The sequence below is a fragment of the Stenotrophomonas sp. YJH_SMC_16 genome (genome assembly GCF_059367875.1).
On sequence record NZ_JCAFRH010000013.1, the window covers coordinates 11396 to 29253 of the forward strand.

Sequence of the window (17858 nt, forward strand, 5' to 3'; positions counted from 1 at the left end):
TCCCTTTGACGATCCGGAGCCACCCTCCATGGCCGCCAGCAAGCCGACCGGCAAGCGCGCAACCACCCCGCCCGAAAGCCACCCACGGGGCAATGGCGATGAGCTCCACCAGCAGGCCGGGGGCAGCCATCCGGTGATGACCACCGATCAGGGCATCCCGGTGGCAGACAACCAGAACTCCCTGCGACAGGGGCCTCGGGGGCCCACGCTGCTGGAGGACTTCATCCTGCGTGAAAAGATCACCCACTTCGATCACGAACGCATTCCCGAGCGCATCGTGCATGCACGTGGCAGCGCAGCACATGGCTACTTCGAGTTGACCCGGTCACTGGCCGCCCATACCCGCGCGCGCATCCTGACCGAGGTAGGGGTGAAGACACCCGTATTCACCCGCTTCTCGACCGTGGCCGGTGGCGCAGGCTCGGTGGATACCCCGCGCGACGTGCGCGGCTTCGCGGTCAAGTTCTATACCAGGGAGGGCAACTGGGACCTGGTCGGCAACAACATTCCGGTGTTCTTCATCCAGGACGCCATGAAATTCCCGGACCTGGTGCACGCAGTGAAGATGGAACCGGACCGTGCCTTCCCGCAGGCCGCCTCGGCCCACGACACCTTCTGGGACTTCATTTCGCTGATGCCCGAGTCGATGCACATGATCATGTGGGCAATGAGCGACCGTGCCATTCCGCGCTCGCTGCGCATGATCGAAGGCTTCGGCGTGCACAGTTTCCGCCTGCTGAACGAGGCGGGCGAGTCGACCTTCGTCAAGTTCCATTGGCGGCCAAAGCTGGGCGTCCAGTCAACGGTCTGGGACGAAGCGCTGAAGCTGCAGTCAGCCGACAATGACTTCCATCGCCGCGACCTGTTCGAGGCCATCCAGCGCGGCGACTTTCCCGAATGGGAGCTGGGAGTGCAGCTGTTTACGGAAGAAGAGGCCGACGCATTCCCGTTCGATCATCTGGACCCGACCAAGATCATTCCCGAATCGCTGGTGCCGTTGCAGGTCATCGGGCGCATGGTGCTGGACCGCTGGCCGGACAACTTCTTCGCCGAGACCGAGCAGGTGGCGTTCTGCCCGGCCAACGTGCCACCGGGCATCGACTTCAGCAACGACCCGCTGCTGCAGGGGCGCCTGTTCTCCTATCTGGACACCCAGCTGCTGCGCCTGGGTGGCCCGAACTTCCACCAGATCCCGGTGAATGCGCCCAAGTGCCCGTTTGCCAATCATCAGCGCGACGGCCACATGCAGATGCAGGTGCCCAAGGGCCGGGTGGCCTACGATCCCAGTTCGCTGCAGGAGGACACCCCGCGCGAGACGCCTGCCGGATTCCGCAGCCATGCCAGCGCCGACGATGGCCGCAAGGGCCGCACCCGCGCGGAGAGTTTCGCCGACCATTACAGCCAAGCCCGCATGTTCTTCCGCAGCCTGGAAAAGCCGGAGCAGGCGCACCTGGCATCGGCGCTGGTGTTCGAGTTGTCCAAGGTGGAAACGCTGAAGGTGCGGGAGCGTACCGTCAGCCACCTGCGCAACATCGACGAATCACTGGCGCAGCGCGTAGCTGATGGGCTCGCGTTGCCTGCACTGCCCGACCCCGCGCCGACCGCCACGCCGGTGCAGGACATGCCTGCCGCTCCCGAGGTGCGCGTGATCGGGCGCAACAAGCCCACCCTGCAAGGGCGCAGCATCGGCATCCTGTTTGATGAGGGCTCCGACGCGCGCGTGATGGCCAGCCTGAGCAAAGCGGCCCGGAAGGCGGGTGCAGACGTGAAGCTGGTCGCGCCCAAAGTAGGCGGCGCCACGCTGAGCGATGGGGCGATGCAGGCGGCGGATGGGCAACTGGCGGGCACGCCATCGGCTGTGTTCGATGCGGTGGCCGTGGTGCTCAGCCCGGAAGCCGCGAAGGCCTTGTCGAAAGAGAGTGCAGCCGTCGAATTCGTCAGCCAGGCGTGGGCGCACCTGAAGGCCATCGCCAGCGACGCAGGCGGCCAGACGCTGCTGAAGGCGGCGCGGGTCGGCAACGATGCCGGCATCGTCGAAGCGGAAGACGCCAAGGCCTTCCTGGCGGCGGCCGCCACCCGCCAATGGGCGCGTGAACCGAAGCTGCGCCTGCTGGCCTGACTACTACGACAGGAGATCCGTCATGCCCCGTGGTGACAAATCCGCATATACCGAGAAACAGAAGCGCCAGGCCGAGCACATCGAGGAAAGCGAACGTGATCGCGGCGCGAGTGAAGGCACCGCCGAGCGCATTGCCTGGGCCACCGTGAACAAGCAGGACGGTGGCGGCAAACGTAGCGGCAGTGCCCGCAAGGGCGCGAAGAAGGCGACCAGCAAGAAGGCTGCCAAGAAGGCGCCTGCCAGGAAGTCGGCCACAAAGAAGGCCACGACCAAGGCGACGGCAGCGAAGAAGGCACCTGCGAAGAAGGCGGTGGCGAAGAAGGCACCGGCTCGCAAGACCGCGACAAAGAAGGCCACAAAGAAGACGGCGAAGAAGGCTGCGGCCAGGAAGACGGGTACGGCCGCCTCGCGGAGCGCCGCCGCAAAGAAGGCAGCCAAGACGCGGGCCGCGAAGAAGACCGTGCGCAAGGCGGCGGCGAAGAAAGCTGCGCGTACGCGTACGCGTGCGCGCGCCTGAAGCGTCGGTCAGGGGGGGAGCGTCCTCATCCATGCGGCAACTTCGGCTGCGTCAGCACGGCCTTCAGCAGTAGACGGGCTCCTTCCAGCGAAATACGGCCGCTCAAGGCGGCCGTATTCCTGTCGCTGCACTGCCCGCTCAGGCTGCGCGACGGGGCACAGCAGAGACCGCCGCGCCTTCCACCTTGAATACCGCCACCGACGTGGTCAGCGCATGCGCCTGTTCTTCCAGCGCGCGGCTCGCCGCAGTGGCTTCTTCCACCAGGGCCGCGTTCTGCTGGGTCACCTGATCCATCTGCACCACCACCTGGTTGACCTGCTCGATGCCGGCGGCCTGTTCCTTGCTGGCCGCTGCGATGTCGCTCATCAGCTGGGTGGTGCGCGAGCTGGCCTGGGCCACGCGCGCGATCGCGGCCTCCGATTCAACGGTCACCGCCAGGCCACTCTTCACCTTGGCAGCGGCGTCTTCGATCAGCTCCTTGATTTCCTTGGCGGCGACACCGGCACGCTGCGCGAGCGTGCGCACTTCGCTGGCGACCACGGCAAAACCACGGCCCTGCTCGCCTGCGCGCGCAGCTTCCACTGCAGCATTCAACGCCAGGATGTTGGTCTGGAACGCGATGCCGTCGATCACCGTGGAGATCTCCGAGATGCGAGCCGACGACTGATCGATCTCGCCCATGACCGATGCCATCTGTGCCATCGCCTGCTCGGTCTCGCGCACCGCGGCACCGGCGGCATGCGCTTCGCTGTCGGCCTGACGTGCCAGCTCGGCGTTCTGGCGTACGGTGGAAGTCAGTTCCTCCATCGATGCGGCCGCTTCTTCCAGATTGGCGGCCTGCTGCTCGGTGCGGCGCGACAAGTCGTTGTTGCCGGCGGCCAGTTCCTGCGCCGCGTTGTTGATGCTGTCGGCAGCCACCTGGATGCCCCGCACGATGCCAGTCAGCTGCGCAGTGGTGGTGTTGGCGTCGTCGCGCATGCGGGCGAACACACCGTCGTACTCGCCATCCATGCGTGCGGTCAGGTCGCCGTGCGAGATCGCGCGCAGCACGTCGGAGACATCGGCAATGCTGGACTGCGAACTGGCCATCATGCCGTTGAGGTGCTCGACCATCGCCTTGAACTGGAACTGGAACGCAGTGGCATCGCCACGCATGCTGAAATCACCGGCACGCGCGGCGCGGGCCAGTTCATCGATCTGCGCGTTGATCGCCATCAGGCTCCGCTTCACCGCGGCCAGGGTGCGGGTCAGCGTGCCCTTCTCGCCCGGGTAGTCCGGCAGGTCGCGGCTGAGGTCACCGATGGCGTAACGCTGCATCACTTCAGCCATCAGCAGTTCCACCTGCACGTGCGATTCGACCAGGCTGTTGGTCGCCTGCACCATGCGGCCGAAATCGCCAGGGAACGCACTGGCGTCCATGCGATAGCGGATCGCGCCCGCCTCATGCTGTTCGGCCATCTGCAGCTGCGCGCCGATCGCCGCCTGCACGCTCTGCCGCACGCTGGCCATCGCCTCGCCAAGCTGGGTCAGCTCATCACGGCCACCCAGACGGAACTCCTGGTCCAGCTGGCCCTTGGACAGCCGTTCGGCCAGGTTCACCGCGCGGGCCAGCGGGCCGGTCAGGCTGCGGCCGATCATCACCGAGGCGCCGATGCCGACCAGCAGTGCGACGCCGCCCAGCACCAGCAGCTGCAGCAGGCTGCGCTCGCCCAGCCTGATCGCCTCGGCGGCTGCATCGCGGCTTTCCTTCTCTTCGAAGTCCACGCCGTCGGACAGCGCCTTGTTCCAGCCATTGGCCGCTTCCTGCACCGGGCCCAGGGTCAGCGCCACGGCGCCCGGGTAGTCGCCCTGCTCCATCAGTTCGCTGGTCTGCTTGTTGAGCGGGCGCGCGATGGCGCGCTTGGCCGCGATGGTTTCCGCGATGGCCTTGCCCTCCGCATCACCCGGCAGTGCCTGATAGGCGGTCCAGCTGGCCTCATAGCGCTTGACCAGATCGGCGATGCGCTGCTCGTCGCTGTCGCGCGCTTCGCCCTGGCGGATCAGCATTTCACGGCGCACCACCATCATCTGGTTGTTGGCATCGAGCATCTGCGACAGCAGGCGCACCTTGGCCACGCTGACGTCGACCACCTGCTGCATCGCGCGCTTCTGCACGACACTGGCGGTGGCGCCGGTGGCCACCACGGCGGCGACCAGCAGCAGCAACAGGCCAAAGCCCAGCCCAAGACGCCAGGCAACCCTGACATTCCTCAAGTAGTTCATCGGTACATCCAAAACGGGGGGATGCGCCCCTATCGGCCGTGCCACCGGCAATCTTGATCGGCAACACGCACGCGCGTCGGCAGCCGTTCACCTTGGTGAGGCCACGCGCCGCGCTTCTGCGGCAAGGTCCAACCGCCCGCCGGGACCGCACTGCTCATGCCGGCATCAGGTTGCTTTCACGGGGGCTGCGCAGCCTCTCCGGGCAGGGTGGAGCTGCCATCTGCCGGAGATCTCCATGCCCGTATGTCGCCCCGCCCTGCTCGCCCTGTCCTTGCTGATGTCCCCCGCCTTCGCGCAGGTGCCCCCGCCGGTCCAGCTGCCGGAGCCCATTGCCGAGAAGACCGGACCCGATACCGCGGCGCGCTCGCCGCTGCACGCCCAGGTGCTGCTGGATCGCGCCAATTTCTCCCCGGGCGAGATCGATGGTGAAGTCGGCAGCAACCAGCGTCTGGCCGTGGCCGGCTTCCAGGCGGCCCACGGCCTGACAGTGAGCGGAGAGCTGGACGATGCCACCTGGAAAGCACTGCAGGCCGATGCGACCACACCGCTTGCCAGTTACACGTTGACCGCCGAGGACGTGGCCGGCCCGTTCCAGCCGGTTCCGAAAGGGCCGGCCGCGCAGGCCAAGCTGAAGGCACTGGGCTACAGCAGCGTCGAGGAATCACTGGGCGAGCGTTTCCATGCTTCGCCGGCATTGCTGAAGGCGCTCAACCCCGGCGTCGATCTGGCCAAGGCCGGCAATCGCATCCAGGTGCCCAACATCGCACCGGGGGCGTTGCCGGAGGCGGCGAAGATCGTGGTCGACAAGTCCGATTCCACCCTGCAACTGCTGGATGTGCAGGGCAAGGTGATCGCGCAGGTGCCGGTGTCGTCCGGCAGCCAGCATGATCCGTTGCCGATCGGCGAATGGAAGATTCTCGGCGTGTATCGTGACCCGCCGTTCCACTACAACCCGAAACTGTTCTGGGATGCACGCAAGGGCGAGAAGAAGGTCACGCTGCCGCCCGGCCCGAACAACCCGGTCGGCAGGGTCTGGATCGATCTGTCCAAACCCCACTATGGCCTGCACGGAACGCCGGTGCCCGGCCATGTCGGCAAGACCGAATCGCATGGCTGCGTGCGCATGACCAACTGGGATGCGCTGCGCGTGGCCGATGCGGTGGATACCTCCGTCCCCGTGGTGATGCAGGAGTGAGCCGATGCGTCTTTCGCAGCTGATCGTGATCGGTGTAGTGCTGGGACTGGGGCTGGGCTGGTGGCTGCGCCGCGATGCCGCTGAAACTACGGCGGTGTCCACGCCTGCAACGCCGCTCACCGTGATGGCAACGCCGACGGCGGAAGCGGCTACACCACGCGCGTCGCTGCCGGCCAGCGTCGACGCAGCACCGGACGGTCTGCTGCTGCCGGTGCAAGGCGTACTTCCCTCGCAGTTGCGCGACACCTTCACCGATGCACGCAGCGAGGGCCGCGTGCACGATGCAATCGACATCATGGCCGATGCCGGGACGCCGGTACTCGCGGTGGCCGACGGCACGGTGGAGAAACTGTTCGACAGCAAGCGCGGTGGGCTGACCATCTACCAGTTCGAGCCCAGCGGACGCTGGTGCTACTACTACGCGCACCTGCAGCGCTATGCCGATGGCCTGAGCGAAAAGCAGGTGATCAAACGCGGGGATGTGATTGGTTATGTGGGCAGCACCGGTAATGCCAGCGCGCAGGCCCCGCACCTGCATTTCGAAGTACACGTACTGGGGCCGGAGAAGCAGTGGTGGAAGGGGGAATCGATCAACCCGTATCCGCTGCTGAAATCGGCTGCTTCGACGCCCGGCGCTGCCAGCGCCGCAAGGTGAACGTGAACACCGCCAAGGCAGCCCCCGGAATCAGCAGGAACAGCGCCGCCACCTTCCAGAAGAAGAACGGCCACAGCCAGACGTAGTCCAGGTCGGTCAGCTTCAGCAGGTCCAGTGGGGGCTGCAGCTCGATCACGGCCGCCCTGCCCGCCAGCGCCGGGTCCACCTCCAGTACGGTTACCCGCAGCCATGAGCGTCCGCGTGGCAATGCATCGCCGCGGCCATATCCAAAGTAGGACGCCATGAGCCCGCTGGACTCAACCGATGCCAGCCTGCGGTTGACACCCTGCCCGGCCACTCCCGAACGCTCTGCTGCGCGGAAGTCTCCATGATCGGTGGGAGTATCGATGCGCAGCAGCACTTCAGGGTCAGCCTCAATACCGTCTGCGGCATACAGCAGGCGCAGTCGCAGTTGGTCATCGATGAAGCGGTAGACCGTCACCTCAGCCGTCGCGCCGGGGCTCAGCAGCAGCGGCAGGGTCTGGGTGCGCGAGGCCAGATGGTTGGCGATGGCGCCGAGCGCCAGAACCGCGCAGGCGATGCCCCACAGGCTCCACAACACCCATAGGGTGATCCGCACCACGGTCTCGCCTTTCACGCTGACATCCTGGTCATCGCTTCGCTTCCTCGCCGGCACTGGCGACACAGTAACGAAAAAGCCCCGCGTTCGCGGGGCTTCTTCTTGCAGCGACGCCGGGTGTGGCCCAGCGCTACCGGTCACGTACTCAGGCGAACGGATCCTGCAGGACCATGGTGTGGTCGCGGTCCGGGCCAGTGGAGACGATGCTGATCGGGCAGCCGGCCAGCTCTTCCAGCGAACGCAGGTAGGCACGGGCGGCCGGCGGCAGGTCGTCCCAGTTGGTGATGCCGTGGGTGTTCTCGCTCCAACCCGGGAACTCCAGGTACACCGGGGTGCACTCTTCCCAGCCCTGCGCATCCAGCGGCGCGTACTCGGTGCGCTTGCCGTTGTATTCGTAGGCGATGCAGACCTTCAGCTTTTCCATGCCGTCCAGCACGTCCAGCTTGGTGATGCACAGGCCGCTGATGCCGTTGATGGCCACGGCGCGCTTCAGCGCGACGATGTCCATCCAGCCGCAACGACGCGGACGGCCGGTCGAGGCACCGTACTCGGCGCCGCGGTCACGGATGCCCTGGCCGACTTCGTCGTCCAGCTCGGTCGGGAACGGGCCACCACCGACACGGGTCGCGTAGGCCTTGGCGATGCCCAGCACGTAGTCGATCGAATCGGCGCCGACGCCGGAACCGGCCAGTGCACCGCCGACGGTGGTGTTGGAGCTGGTGACGTACGGGTAGGTGCCGTGGTCGATATCCAGCAGCGCACCCTGCGCACCTTCGAACAGCACGCGCTTACCCTGCTTGCGCAGGTCGTGCAGGATGCCGGCCACGTCGGACTTCATCGGCTGCACGTATTCGCCGAAGGCCAGCGCTTCGTCGAAGGTCTTCTGGAAATCGACCGCATCGGTGTTCAGATACTTGGTCAGCACGAAGTTGTGGTAATCCAGCGCAGTGCGCAGGAGTTCTTCCAGCTGCTTCGGGTAGTGCAGGTCGGCGATGCGGATGCCGCGGCGCGCCACCTTGTCTTCGTAGGCCGGGCCGATGCCACGGCCGGTGGTGCCGATCGCCTTGCCGCCGGCAGCGCGTTCGCGCGCCTGGTCCAGGGCGATGTGGTACGGCATGATCAGCGGCGCGGCCGGGGAGATCTTCAGGCGCGAACGCACTTCCACGCCGGAGGCTTCGAGCTCGGCGATTTCCTTCTGCAGCGCGGCCGGCGAGATCACCACGCCGTTGCCGATCAGGCACAGCGCGTCGTCACGCAGGATGCCCGACGGGATCAGGTGCAGGACGGTCTTCTTACCGTTGATGACCAGAGTGTGGCCGGCGTTGTGGCCGCCCTGGAAGCGCACGACGGCGCCGATTTCCTCAGTGAGCAGATCGACGATCTTGCCCTTGCCTTCATCGCCCCACTGGGCACCAAGCACTACGACAGACTGACCCATGACGGGCTCCTCATATGTTGCGGCCATCGGGGCCGCGGACGGGTAAACCGTGGCGGGGCTGGCCAGCACCTGGAGGGCGGCTCCAAACGGGGAGCAGCCGGCGATGGAAGGCCCAGACACGGAAAAAGCCGAACGGGGAGGCCCGTCCGGCTTTTGTGCATTATCCGGGTTTCCGGGGTCGGGTGCCACCTTTCCGACGGGCGGCTTTACCCACCGGTCAGGGGCCCGAAACGGGGTCAGATCCCTTTCCTCCGGAAAGGGATCTGACCCCTGCTAATGCCGCACCCACCACAGCAGGCTCAGGCCGGCCAGCAGCACCAGCCCGCCAAAGCTGCGCAGGGCCGGGCTGGGCAGGTCCAGCAGGCGCTCGGCCATGCGCTTCCAGGCGAACGGGGCGACGAACAGGAACAGGCCTTCCAGCACCGCCACCAGGCAGACGGCAGCGAACAGATCTTTCATGGGGGACTCCGGAAAAAGCACGGGGCCCGGCATTCAGCCGGGCCCCGTGGGGTAATGCCCTGCGACCTCAGCGGTCGTTCTTCAGGTACTGCAGGAACGGGTCGTTCTTGTCCAGCACGATCACGCCGTTGCCGTCGGTCATGGAGCCACGGTAGGCCTCCAGGCTGCGGTAGAACGCGTAGAACGAGGGATCGGCCGAGCCGGCCTTGCCGTAGATACGGGCGGCATCGGCATCGCCTTCACCACGCAGGCGCTGGGCATCACGCTCAGCCTCGGCGATCAGCACGGTGCTGTCACGGTCGGCCTGGGCGCGGATTGTCAGCGACTGCTCCTCGCCTTCGGCGCGCAGCTTGGCGGCTTCCTGCTTGCGCTGGGCGCGCATGCGCTCGTACACGTCGTTGATCACCTGGCTGTCGGTCGGCAGGTCCACCTGCTTGATGCGCAGGTCGATCATCTGCATGCCGAGGCCGGCCACCGCTTCGTTGATCCCCTTCAGCTGCTCGGCGATCAGCTCGCTGCGGTCGCCGGAAACCAGCTGCTGCAGCGTGCGCGAGTTGATCTGGTTGCGCAGCGAGTCGGTGATGATCGGTGCCAGGCGGGCATTGGCGATGCGCGGATCGCCGCCGGTGGCACGGAAGTAGTCGCCCACGTTGGAGATGTAGCCGATGGCGAAGAAGTCGACGCTGACGTCCTTCTGCTCGGCGGTGAAGTAGCGCGCCGGCGCGGTGTCGAGCACCTGGAAGCGGCGGTCGAAGACCTTCACCGTTTCCACCACCGGCACCTTGAAGTGCAGGCCCGGCTTGATGTCCGAACGCACCACCTTGCCCAGGTTCAGGACCATGGCGGTCTGGTCCTCACGGACCACGTACACCGAGCCGAGCAGGCCCAGCACCACCGCCACGATCACGGCGATCCAGATAGGACTCTTCATCGGCTGCCCTCCTCACGGCCGCTCGGTCGCCCGGTCGGGCGGCCCACCGGCCGGCCCGGATCACGGGAAGCTTCCGCCGCTGCACCCGGCAGCGACGGCATCACCACCTCCGGGTTCGTCACTCCCGGCGGAGCCGAGGTGGTGGGACGGGTATCGCCGGTCATCGGCACGTAGATCAGCTGGCGGCCATCACCACCGATCACCTTGCGGTTCTCGCTCAGCACCTGCTGCACGGTCTCCAGCCACAGGCGCTTGCGGGTCACTTCCGGGGCGTCCTTGTACTGGGCCTGCAACAGGCTGAAGCGCTGCGCGTCACCCTCGGCCTTGGACACCACGGCCTGCTTGTAGCCTTCGGCAGTGGTACGGGCACGCGAGGCCTGGCCTCGGGCTTCCGGCACGACCTTGGCGGCGTAGGCCTGGGCTTCGTTGATCAGGCGTTCCTTGACCTGCTGGGCGCCATTGACCTCGTCGAAGGCCGGCTTGACCTCTTCTGGCGGACGGGCGTCCTGCAGGGTCAGGCCGGTCACGGTCAGGCCGGTCTTGAACGCCTTCAGCAGCGCCTGCAGGCGCTCTTCGGCAGCCACGGCCAGCGGGCCACGGTTGTTCAGCACGGCGTTGAGATCAGCTCGGCCCACTTCTTCGCGCACCGCGCTCTGCGCCGACTGCTCCAGCACCTGGTTGGCATCGACCGTGCCGAACAGGTACTGCTGCGGGTCGTCGATGCGGTACTGGACGTTCAGCGAGACGTTGACGATGTTCTCGTCGCGGGTCAGCACCGGCACCTGGATCGAGAAGGTCTTGATCTCGGTGGCATTGACCTTGGTGACCGATTCGATCGGCCACGGCAGCTTGAAGTTCGGGCCGGGCTGCAGGATGCGCGAGAACTGGCCGAAGCGCAGCACCACGCCACGCTGCTGTTCGCCGATCAGCTGGAAGCTGGAGAACAGCACCAGCAACACCACGGCTGCCACCACCCAACGCACGATGCCACCGTCGAACAGGTCCTTCAGCGGCCCGGGCAGTCCGCCCCAGCCACCACCATTGCCACCGCCGCGCGACCCGAAGGGCCCGCGTCGATTGTCCTCGGGGCCTTGTCCGCCCTTGTTGCCGCCGGGTGTATTCCAGGCCATGCACGCTCCATCAAGATGTGGGCTGCGGCGCGGGCCCTTCCCGCACCGCCAGCCGTGAAACCATCACCGATCATACAAGATGGGGCGGATCGGCAGGATCGAAAGGGGGGCAACGGGGTAAGGTGGCGTTTTCCTCGAAGTCAGGCAACGCCGATGGCCCCCACCACCCCGTTCACCGCCTTCCGCATCGAAAACGACGACGCCGGCTACCGCAGCGGCCTTGCCCAGCTCCGGATCGACGACCTCAACCCCGGACAGGTGCTGATCCGCGCCCACTGGTCCTCGGTCAACTACAAGGATGCCCTTGCCGGTACCGGCAAGGGGAAAATCCTGCGCCGCTTCCCGCTCGTGGGCGGCATCGACGTGGCCGGTACCGTGGTCGCCAGCTCCGACCCGGACTGGCGTGAAGGCGATGCGGTGCTGGCCACCGGCTGCGGCCTCAGCGAGACCCGTGATGGCGGCTACAGCCAGTACGTGCGGCTGGAATCGCGCGCGGTGATCGCCCAGCCGGCCGGGCTGACCCCGCGCGAGGCGATGGTGCTGGGCACCGCCGGCTTCACTGCGGCGCTGGCCCTGCTGCGCATGCAGGACAACCGGCAGACCCCGGAACTCGGCCCGCTGGCAGTCACCGGTGCCAGCGGCGGCGTCGGTGCGCTGGCGCTGTCGATCTTCAGCCGTGCCGGCTACAGCGTGCACGCGGTCAGCGGCAAGCAGGACCAGGCCGATTTCCTGCGCAGCATCGGCGCCACCGAGGTACTGCCACGCGACGCGCTGGCCGATACCGGCCCGCTGCAGTCGGCGCGCTTCGGCGGTGGCCTCGACAATGCCGGAGGCGACATGCTGGCCAGCCTGCTGGCGCAGACCGTGCCCTACGGCAGCGTGGTCAGTGCCGGCCTGGCAGCCAGTCCGACGCTGGACATGACGGTGATGCCGTTCATCCTGCGCGGTGTCTCGCTGCTGGGCGTGTCCTCGGCCAATGCGCCACGCGGACTGCGTGAGGAAGTGTGGTCGCGGCTGGGTAGTGACTGGAAGCCGCAGCACGTGGACCGCATCTGCACCGCCGAAGTCGGCCTCGATGGCCTTCCTGCCGTATTCGAACGGATGCTGGCGGGCGGTTCGCTGGGTCGCACCGTGGTACGGATCGACTGAACGTCGCAGGCAGGCGACGGACGGCAGACGCGGCCCTCCCGCCGGTAATGGGCCCGCACTACACTGCGGGCATTACATGGGGAACAACATGGCACGCATTCTGATCGTCGACGACTCACCGTCGCAGCTGTTGGGGATACAGCGCATCGTCGAGAAGCTCGGGCACCAGATCCTGACCGCCACCGATGGCGCCGCCGGGGTCGAAACCGCCAAGGCCGAGCTGCCCGACCTGGTCCTGATGGACGTGGTGATGCCCAACCTCAACGGCTTCCAGGCCACCCGTACCCTCGCCCGCGACGAGGCGACCCGGCATATCCCGGTGATCCTGGTGACCACCAAGGACCAGGACACCGACCGCATGTGGGGCATGCGCCAGGGCGCCAAGGCCTACATCACCAAGCCGTTCTCGGAAGATGAACTGTCCGAGGTGCTGGAACGGGTGTTCGCCGGGCAGGGCTGACACACTGTTCTGGTGGGTGCCAACCTCGGTCGGCACGCTCTTGTTTGGTAGGTGCCAACCTTGGTTGGCACACTTCTGTAGAGTCGAGCCATGCTCGACTCAGCAAGAGCAGGCGAGCATGGCTCGACTCTAGATACCAAAGCCTCAGATTGACTCGCCGAACGCCTTGGCCAGGTTCCGGTAGGCCTTCTTCTGCGCCTCATCGGTCGCGGCCGGGGCCACGATCTCGATCTCGACGATCTGGTCGCCATCCGGATTGCCCGGCAGGCCACGGCCACGCAGGCGCAGCTTGCGCCCGGCATCGGAATCGGCCGGAATCTTCAGCTCCACCGCACCGCCCAGGGTCGGCACGCTGATGCTGGTCCCCAACGCGGCCTGCCACGGTGTGACCGGCAGCGTATAGAGGATGTTGCGGCCATCGACCTCGAACTGCGGGTGCGCGGCGTATTCCACTTCCAGCAGCAGGTTGCCGCCATGGTTGCCCTGCCCTGCCAGGCGGATCACCTGGCCCGGGCGGATGCCCTTGGGCACGCGCACGTCCAGCTGCTTGCCGTTGACGGTGATGCGCAGGCTGTCACCGTTGTAGGCCGCTTCCAGCGGTACCGACAGCTTGGCGCGGGTATCGCGATTGGGCGCATGGCCCTGGCTGCTGAAGCCCGGCCCCGGACCAGCGCCGCCACCGCCACGCTGGCGCGCGAACAGGCTTTCGAAGAAGTCGCTGAAGCCGCCGTTGGGGCCGCCGCCGCCGAACACTTCCTCGAAATTGAACCCCCCGGCGCCGCCGTAGTTCGGCGGCACGTTGAACTCCTCGCCCGGGCGATAGCCCTGCGCGCGCAGCTGGTCGTAGGCCGCCCGCTTTTCAGGGTCGCGCAGCGCCTCGTAGGCCTCGTTGACCGCCTTGAACTTGTCTTCGGCCCCGGCCTCCTTGCTGACGTCCGGGTGGTACTTGCGTGCCAGCCGGCGGTAGGCGGTCTTGATCTCCGCCTCGCCCGCGCTCGGTTCCACCCCCAGGGTGGCGTAGTAATCCTTGAATTCCATCCAGCTACCTCGATTCGCTTCGGCCGCGCCGGTGGCGCCGCCCCGGGTTCATTCTACGCGCCGGCGATGCTACGCCGGGCCTCGTGCGGCGCCGGTGAGGCCGACTGATCCTGCGCAATGCGGCTGCCATGCCCATGCCCCACGCTGTGGCTGGAAGCCCCTGCCGCAAAGCCCGAAGATGGGGCCTGCACGCAGGTTTTCCAATGTCTTGACGCCCCTGTCCCATCCGGCCCACTAGCCTGCCCCAGCAAGGAGTTCCCCATGACCATCCATGTCGGCGACCGCATTCCGGAAGTGACCCTCAAGCGCATCCGCGAGGGCATCGAAACACTCGATACGCATTCGCTGTTCGATGCGCGCAAGGTGGTGCTGTTCGCCGTGCCCGGCGCGTTCACCCCGACCTGCTCGGCGCGCCACCTGCCCGGCTACGTCGAGAAATTCCAGGACTTCCGCCAGCGCGGCATCGATGTCTACTGCATGGCCGTCAACGACCCGTTCGTGATGAAGGCCTGGGCTGCCGACCAGAGCGTGCCCGACGGCCTGCTGATGCTCTCCGACGGCAACGCCGAACTGACCCGCGCGCTCGGCCTTGAGCTCGACGCCAGCGCCTCGGGCATGGGCATCCGCTCGCGCCGCTTCGCGCTGTACGTGGTCGATGGCGTGGTGCGTGCGGCCTGGGTCGAACAGCCGGGCCAGTTCGAAGTCTCTTCAGCCGAGTACGTGCTGGAGCACCTGCCCACCTGATCTTCCACCGCAAGAGGAAACGGCCAGCCATGTCCAGCAAGCCAGCCAAAGCCACAAAGCCTGCCGCAAAGGTTCCCGGCATCAGCGACCGCAAGACCCTGCGCGAACGCGCCCGGCGCAACATCGAAGATGGTGCGATCACCGACAGCTACAATGCCGACCGCGAGGCAGTGATCAAGCTGCTCAACGACGCGTTGGCCACCGAGTACGTGTGCGTGCTGCGCTACTACAGGCACTTTTTCATGGCCAAGGGCATGCTGGCCGACGCGGTCAAGGCCGAGTTCCTGGAGCACGCACAGCAGGAGCAGGCACACGCCGGCAAGCTGGCCGAGCGCATCGTCCAGCTCGGCGGCGAGCCCGATTTCAACCCGGATACGCTGACCGCGCGCTCGCACGCCGAGTACAAGGAAGGCAGCGACCTCCGCGACATGGTGCGCGAGAACCTGGTGGCCGAACGCATTGCCATCGACAGCTACCGCGAGATGATCAACTTCATCGGCGACCGCGACACCACCACCAAACGCATCCTCGAAGAGATCCTGGCGCAGGAAGAAGAACACGCCGACGAATTCGCCGACCTGCTGGATGGCTGGATCGGGGAATAGCGGTTACGCCACACGCTCGCTGCCATCTGCCGCGTTGTAGAGCCGAGCCCATGCTCGGCTTACCGCTGCATGCACGTCGAAGGAGCAGCCGAGCATGGGCTCGGCTCTACAACAGCGTGGCAGTCATACGGGAAGTGCCAACCAAGGTTGGCACCTACCGGAGGACGTTGAACCGTACCTGGGTCCACGCGCCATCTGCCGCCAGAGCGGTCAGGGTGTGTGCTCCCGGATCGGCGAACTCGCGCTGCATCAACTGCGCGCCGTGGGTCTGCGCAATCCAGCGTCCATCCAGCAACCAGTCCACCGCCTGCTCGCTGCCCAGCGCGCGCAGCTGCAGGCGTACGCCATGTTCGGCGTTGGGTGCACGCGCAAGTGCTGCGCCATCATTGAGGCCATCGATGTGCAACGCGACACTGGCCTCACGCCCATCGTCGCGGCAGTCAGGCGATAGCGCTGGCAATTGCGAGGCCTCGCGCGTGGCCTTGGACAACCACGGCGACAACAGCGCCGGCCAGCGAGCGATCTCACGCGCGACTTCCTCATGCGGCAAACGGCAATCAGCGGAGACACGCAGACCGGTCCGCGCATCGGCCAGGTAACGCTGCCGCCCCGGCTGCCAGCGCCGCGCCTCGCGCTCGGGGAAGGTCGGTGGTGCTGCACCGTCCAGCAGGTAGGCCTGCATCCTGCGCTGGCAGAGCGCAGCTGGCAGTCCCTCGGCACGTTCGCCGGTCGGCCAGCAGATGTCTTCCTGGCTGACACTGGCCGGCATTGGCGCAGCAGCGGAATCGCCACGCTGGCGCGGCAGGCTGTCCACCACTTCGAACATCAGCGGCAGTGCGGTAACCGCACCATACTGGCCCGGCAACGGCGTGCCGTCTGGTCGCCCCACCCACACGCCCACTGTGTAGTGACGGGTACTGCCGATGGCCCACGCATCGCGGTACCCGTAACTGGTGCCGGTCTTCCACGCCACACGCGGGCGGCCACCGACATCGAACGTCCCGACGCCATAGCCCGGCCGCGGATTCGATTCCAGCATCTCGCGGACGATCCAGCTTGCGCCGGGCGAAGCGAGGCGCCGCTCGATCATTGGCTCATCGTCGGTGTAACGCACGCGCCCGGCGATGCCATTGCGGTTGAGCGCGGCGAACGCGCCGACCAGGTCTTCCAACCGCGCGCCGGTGCCGCCGAGGATCAGCGACAGATTAGGCGTGCTGCCCGGCGGGAAACGCAGCTGGATGCCGGAGTGCGACAGGCGAGCGGCGAAACGCGCAGCACCGACCCGTTGCAGCAGATCTACCGAGGGTACGTTGAGCGACAGGCGCAATGCACTGGAAGCGCCGATCGGTCCGTTGAAGGCCATGTCGAAGTTGCCGGGGCGGTAGCTGCCGAAACTCTGCGGCGCATCCACCAGCAGGCTTTCCGAATGGATCAGGCCGTCATCCAGTGCCATCGCATACAGGAACGGCTTGAGCGTGGACCCCGGCGAGCGCCAGGCCTGCACCATGTCCACGTGCCCCAGCCGCTGGCGGTCACCGAACGCCAGCGTGCCGACATAGGCACGTGCCTGCAGGGTCTGGTTGTCGACCACCAGCAGGGCGGCCGAGGTGCGTTCGGGCAGCGTCGAGAAGTAGCTGGCCACGCGCTCTTCCAGCGTGCGCTGCAGGCCGATATCAATGCTGCTCTGGATGCGCGCTTTGCCCGGCTGCGCTGAATGCAGCCGCTGCGCCAGCAGTGCCGCATGCAGCGGCGGCCGCAGCGAGCGCGCCACCACGTTCTCGATGCGCGCGTCCTCCACTTCCTCCGGCGTCCACGCACCCAGTTCGGCCATGCGTGACAGCACCTTGTCGCGCGCCTTCTGCGCCGCTTCCGGATGGCGGTCCGGGCGCAGCCGGCTTGGCGCCTGCGGCAGCACCGCCAGCAACGCGGCCTCGGCATGCGACAGCTGCGCCGCCGGCTTGCCTAGATAGGCCCAGCTGGCCGCTTCCACGCCCTCGATGGTGCCGCCGTAAGGCGCGCGCTCCAGATACAGGGCCAGGATCTGCTGCTTGCTCAGATGCACTTCCAGCTGCACCGCACGCAGCATCTGCTTGAGCTTTCCCCAGGGCGTGCGCGTATGCGGGTCGAGGATGCGGGCAACCTGCATGGTCAGGGTCGAGCCACCGGACACGATGCGGCCGCCGCGCAGCAACTGGCCGCTGGCACGCAGGATCGCCAGCGGGTTGATGCCCGGATGGCGCCAGAACCAGCGGTCTTCGTAGGTCAGCAACGCCTGCAGGTACAGCGGCGAGACGCTGTCGATCGAAGCCGGATAGCGCCACACGCCCTCGGCATCGGCAAAGGCACGCAGCGGCGTGCCGTCGGCGGCCACCACCAGGGTGCTGGTATCACGCTGCTTCGGCAGCGGCGGCGGGAAAGCGAAGTCCAGCACCAGCAGCAGCGCCAGCGAGGCGGCCGTGCCCCAGCGCAACCACGGCCACAGCGGCCGCAGCCGGCGGCGCAGGGCCGCCAGCCGGGTCTTCATTGCGTCATTCATTGCGAATTGCCATCAGGACGGGCCGCGCCGTCGCGGCCCG

At 66.8% G+C, this 17858-nt stretch carries 16 protein-coding genes; 8 read left to right on the forward strand and 8 right to left on the reverse strand.

Annotated features, from left to right (window positions below; translation table 11 throughout):
• Positions 1 to 28 precede the first annotated feature (28 nt).
• Both AC5P6E_RS20065 and AC5P6E_RS20070 read left to right on the forward strand, forming a co-directional pair.
• The gene (locus tag AC5P6E_RS20065) at positions 29 to 2119 is read left to right on the forward strand and encodes a catalase (protein ID WP_019338663.1); all 2091 of its coding nucleotides are present in this window, start codon (positions 29 to 31) and stop codon (positions 2117 to 2119) included.
• A gap of 22 nt (positions 2120 to 2141) precedes the next feature.
• Positions 2142 to 2636: a hypothetical protein gene (locus AC5P6E_RS20070; protein ID WP_010482792.1), complete on the forward strand. Its 495-nt coding sequence runs from the start codon at positions 2142 to 2144 to the stop codon at positions 2634 to 2636.
• Between the two features lie 138 nt (positions 2637 to 2774).
• On the opposite strand, the gene AC5P6E_RS20075 is transcribed toward AC5P6E_RS20070, so the two are convergent.
• A complete protein-coding gene (locus AC5P6E_RS20075; protein ID WP_010482791.1) occupies positions 2775 to 4898 on the reverse strand; it encodes a methyl-accepting chemotaxis protein in 2124 nt (707 codons plus the stop codon).
• A gap of 235 nt (positions 4899 to 5133) precedes the next feature.
• On the opposite strand from AC5P6E_RS20075, the gene AC5P6E_RS20080 reads away from it, so the two are divergent.
• Both AC5P6E_RS20080 and AC5P6E_RS20085 read left to right on the forward strand, forming a co-directional pair.
• Positions 5134 to 6093, forward strand: a complete 960-nt coding sequence (locus AC5P6E_RS20080; RefSeq protein ID WP_495231284.1) for a L,D-transpeptidase family protein — start codon at positions 5134 to 5136, stop codon at positions 6091 to 6093.
• A 4-nt stretch (positions 6094 to 6097) separates the two neighbouring features.
• Positions 6098 to 6748, forward strand: coding sequence for a M23 family metallopeptidase (locus tag AC5P6E_RS20085; protein ID WP_054172316.1), 651 nt, complete (start codon positions 6098 to 6100; stop codon positions 6746 to 6748).
• Here the strand turns inward: AC5P6E_RS20085 and AC5P6E_RS20090 are convergent.
• The 5 genes from AC5P6E_RS20090 to hflK form a co-directional block, all read right to left on the reverse strand.
• Positions 6684 to 7346: a hypothetical protein gene (locus AC5P6E_RS20090; RefSeq protein WP_495231286.1), complete on the reverse strand. Its 663-nt coding sequence runs from the start codon at positions 7344 to 7346 to the stop codon at positions 6684 to 6686. The genes AC5P6E_RS20085 and AC5P6E_RS20090 overlap by 65 nt on opposite strands.
• Positions 7347 to 7473: 127 nt before the next feature.
• The gene (locus tag AC5P6E_RS20095; RefSeq protein WP_005410639.1) at positions 7474 to 8766 is read right to left on the reverse strand and encodes an adenylosuccinate synthase; all 1293 of its coding nucleotides are present in this window, start codon (positions 8764 to 8766) and stop codon (positions 7474 to 7476) included.
• A gap of 273 nt (positions 8767 to 9039) precedes the next feature.
• Positions 9040 to 9225, reverse strand: coding sequence for a DUF2065 domain-containing protein (locus AC5P6E_RS20100; protein ID WP_005414170.1), 186 nt, complete (start codon positions 9223 to 9225; stop codon positions 9040 to 9042).
• Positions 9226 to 9292: 67 nt separating this feature from the next.
• Positions 9293 to 10156, reverse strand: a complete 864-nt coding sequence (hflC, locus tag AC5P6E_RS20105) for a protease modulator HflC (protein WP_010482785.1) — start codon at positions 10154 to 10156, stop codon at positions 9293 to 9295.
• Complete coding sequence (hflK, locus tag AC5P6E_RS20110; protein WP_043399081.1) at positions 10153 to 11286, reverse strand: FtsH protease activity modulator HflK; 1134 nt, start codon at positions 11284 to 11286, stop codon at positions 10153 to 10155. Before hflK ends, hflC begins: the two co-directional genes overlap by 4 nt.
• Before the next feature lie 153 nt (positions 11287 to 11439).
• Between hflK and AC5P6E_RS20115 the strand changes: the two genes are divergently transcribed.
• Together AC5P6E_RS20115 and pilH are read left to right on the forward strand one after the other, a co-directional pair.
• Positions 11440 to 12435, forward strand: coding sequence for a YhdH/YhfP family quinone oxidoreductase (locus AC5P6E_RS20115; RefSeq protein ID WP_317614549.1), 996 nt, complete (start codon positions 11440 to 11442; stop codon positions 12433 to 12435).
• Positions 12436 to 12523: 88 nt separating this feature from the next.
• Complete coding sequence (pilH, locus tag AC5P6E_RS20120; protein ID WP_005410644.1) at positions 12524 to 12895, forward strand: twitching motility response regulator PilH; 372 nt, start codon at positions 12524 to 12526, stop codon at positions 12893 to 12895.
• A 144-nt stretch (positions 12896 to 13039) separates the two neighbouring features.
• On the opposite strand, the gene AC5P6E_RS20125 is transcribed toward pilH, so the two are convergent.
• Positions 13040 to 13933: a DnaJ C-terminal domain-containing protein gene (locus tag AC5P6E_RS20125; RefSeq protein WP_126560722.1), complete on the reverse strand. Its 894-nt coding sequence runs from the start codon at positions 13931 to 13933 to the stop codon at positions 13040 to 13042.
• 261 nt (positions 13934 to 14194) lie between these two features.
• Here AC5P6E_RS20125 and AC5P6E_RS20130 point away from each other — a divergent pair, with 261 nt between their 5' ends.
• Together AC5P6E_RS20130 and AC5P6E_RS20135 are read left to right on the forward strand one after the other, a co-directional pair.
• Positions 14195 to 14677: a peroxiredoxin gene (locus AC5P6E_RS20130; protein WP_043399087.1), complete on the forward strand. Its 483-nt coding sequence runs from the start codon at positions 14195 to 14197 to the stop codon at positions 14675 to 14677.
• Between the two features lie 29 nt (positions 14678 to 14706).
• Positions 14707 to 15282, forward strand: a complete 576-nt coding sequence (locus AC5P6E_RS20135; RefSeq protein WP_010482780.1) for a ferritin-like domain-containing protein — start codon at positions 14707 to 14709, stop codon at positions 15280 to 15282.
• A gap of 154 nt (positions 15283 to 15436) precedes the next feature.
• Here AC5P6E_RS20135 and pbpC read toward each other — a convergent pair whose 3' ends face one another.
• Entirely contained in the window at positions 15437 to 17818 is a 2382-nt protein-coding gene (gene pbpC / locus AC5P6E_RS20140; RefSeq protein WP_019338672.1) for a penicillin-binding protein 1C, read from the reverse strand.
• Positions 17819 to 17858 lie beyond the last annotated feature (40 nt).

What these genes read in the sequence shown, in the direction of transcription:
- AC5P6E_RS20065 (WP_019338663.1), top strand. Translation starts at nt 29, where the DNA reads ATGGCCGCCAGCAAGCCGACCGGCAAGCGCGCAACCACCCCGCCCGAA.
- AC5P6E_RS20070 (WP_010482792.1), top strand. Translation starts at nt 2,142, where the DNA reads ATGCCCCGTGGTGACAAATCCGCATATACCGAGAAACAGAAGCGCCAG.
- AC5P6E_RS20075 (WP_010482791.1), bottom strand. Translation starts at nt 4,898, where the DNA reads ATGAACTACTTGAGGAATGTCAGGGTTGCCTGGCGTCTTGGGCTGGGC.
- AC5P6E_RS20080 (WP_495231284.1), top strand. Translation starts at nt 5,134, where the DNA reads ATGCCCGTATGTCGCCCCGCCCTGCTCGCCCTGTCCTTGCTGATGTCC.
- AC5P6E_RS20085 (WP_054172316.1), top strand. Translation starts at nt 6,098, where the DNA reads ATGCGTCTTTCGCAGCTGATCGTGATCGGTGTAGTGCTGGGACTGGGG.
- AC5P6E_RS20095 (WP_005410639.1), bottom strand. Translation starts at nt 8,766, where the DNA reads ATGGGTCAGTCTGTCGTAGTGCTTGGTGCCCAGTGGGGCGATGAAGGC.
- AC5P6E_RS20100 (WP_005414170.1), bottom strand. Translation starts at nt 9,225, where the DNA reads ATGAAAGATCTGTTCGCTGCCGTCTGCCTGGTGGCGGTGCTGGAAGGC.
- hflC (WP_010482785.1), bottom strand. Translation starts at nt 10,156, where the DNA reads ATGAAGAGTCCTATCTGGATCGCCGTGATCGTGGCGGTGGTGCTGGGC.
- hflK (WP_043399081.1), bottom strand. Translation starts at nt 11,286, where the DNA reads ATGGCCTGGAATACACCCGGCGGCAACAAGGGCGGACAAGGCCCCGAG.
- AC5P6E_RS20115 (WP_317614549.1), top strand. Translation starts at nt 11,440, where the DNA reads ATGGCCCCCACCACCCCGTTCACCGCCTTCCGCATCGAAAACGACGAC.
- pilH (WP_005410644.1), top strand. Translation starts at nt 12,524, where the DNA reads ATGGCACGCATTCTGATCGTCGACGACTCACCGTCGCAGCTGTTGGGG.
- AC5P6E_RS20125 (WP_126560722.1), bottom strand. Translation starts at nt 13,933, where the DNA reads ATGGAATTCAAGGATTACTACGCCACCCTGGGGGTGGAACCGAGCGCG.
- AC5P6E_RS20130 (WP_043399087.1), top strand. Translation starts at nt 14,195, where the DNA reads ATGACCATCCATGTCGGCGACCGCATTCCGGAAGTGACCCTCAAGCGC.
- AC5P6E_RS20135 (WP_010482780.1), top strand. Translation starts at nt 14,707, where the DNA reads ATGTCCAGCAAGCCAGCCAAAGCCACAAAGCCTGCCGCAAAGGTTCCC.
- pbpC (WP_019338672.1), bottom strand. Translation starts at nt 17,818, where the DNA reads ATGAATGACGCAATGAAGACCCGGCTGGCGGCCCTGCGCCGCCGGCTG.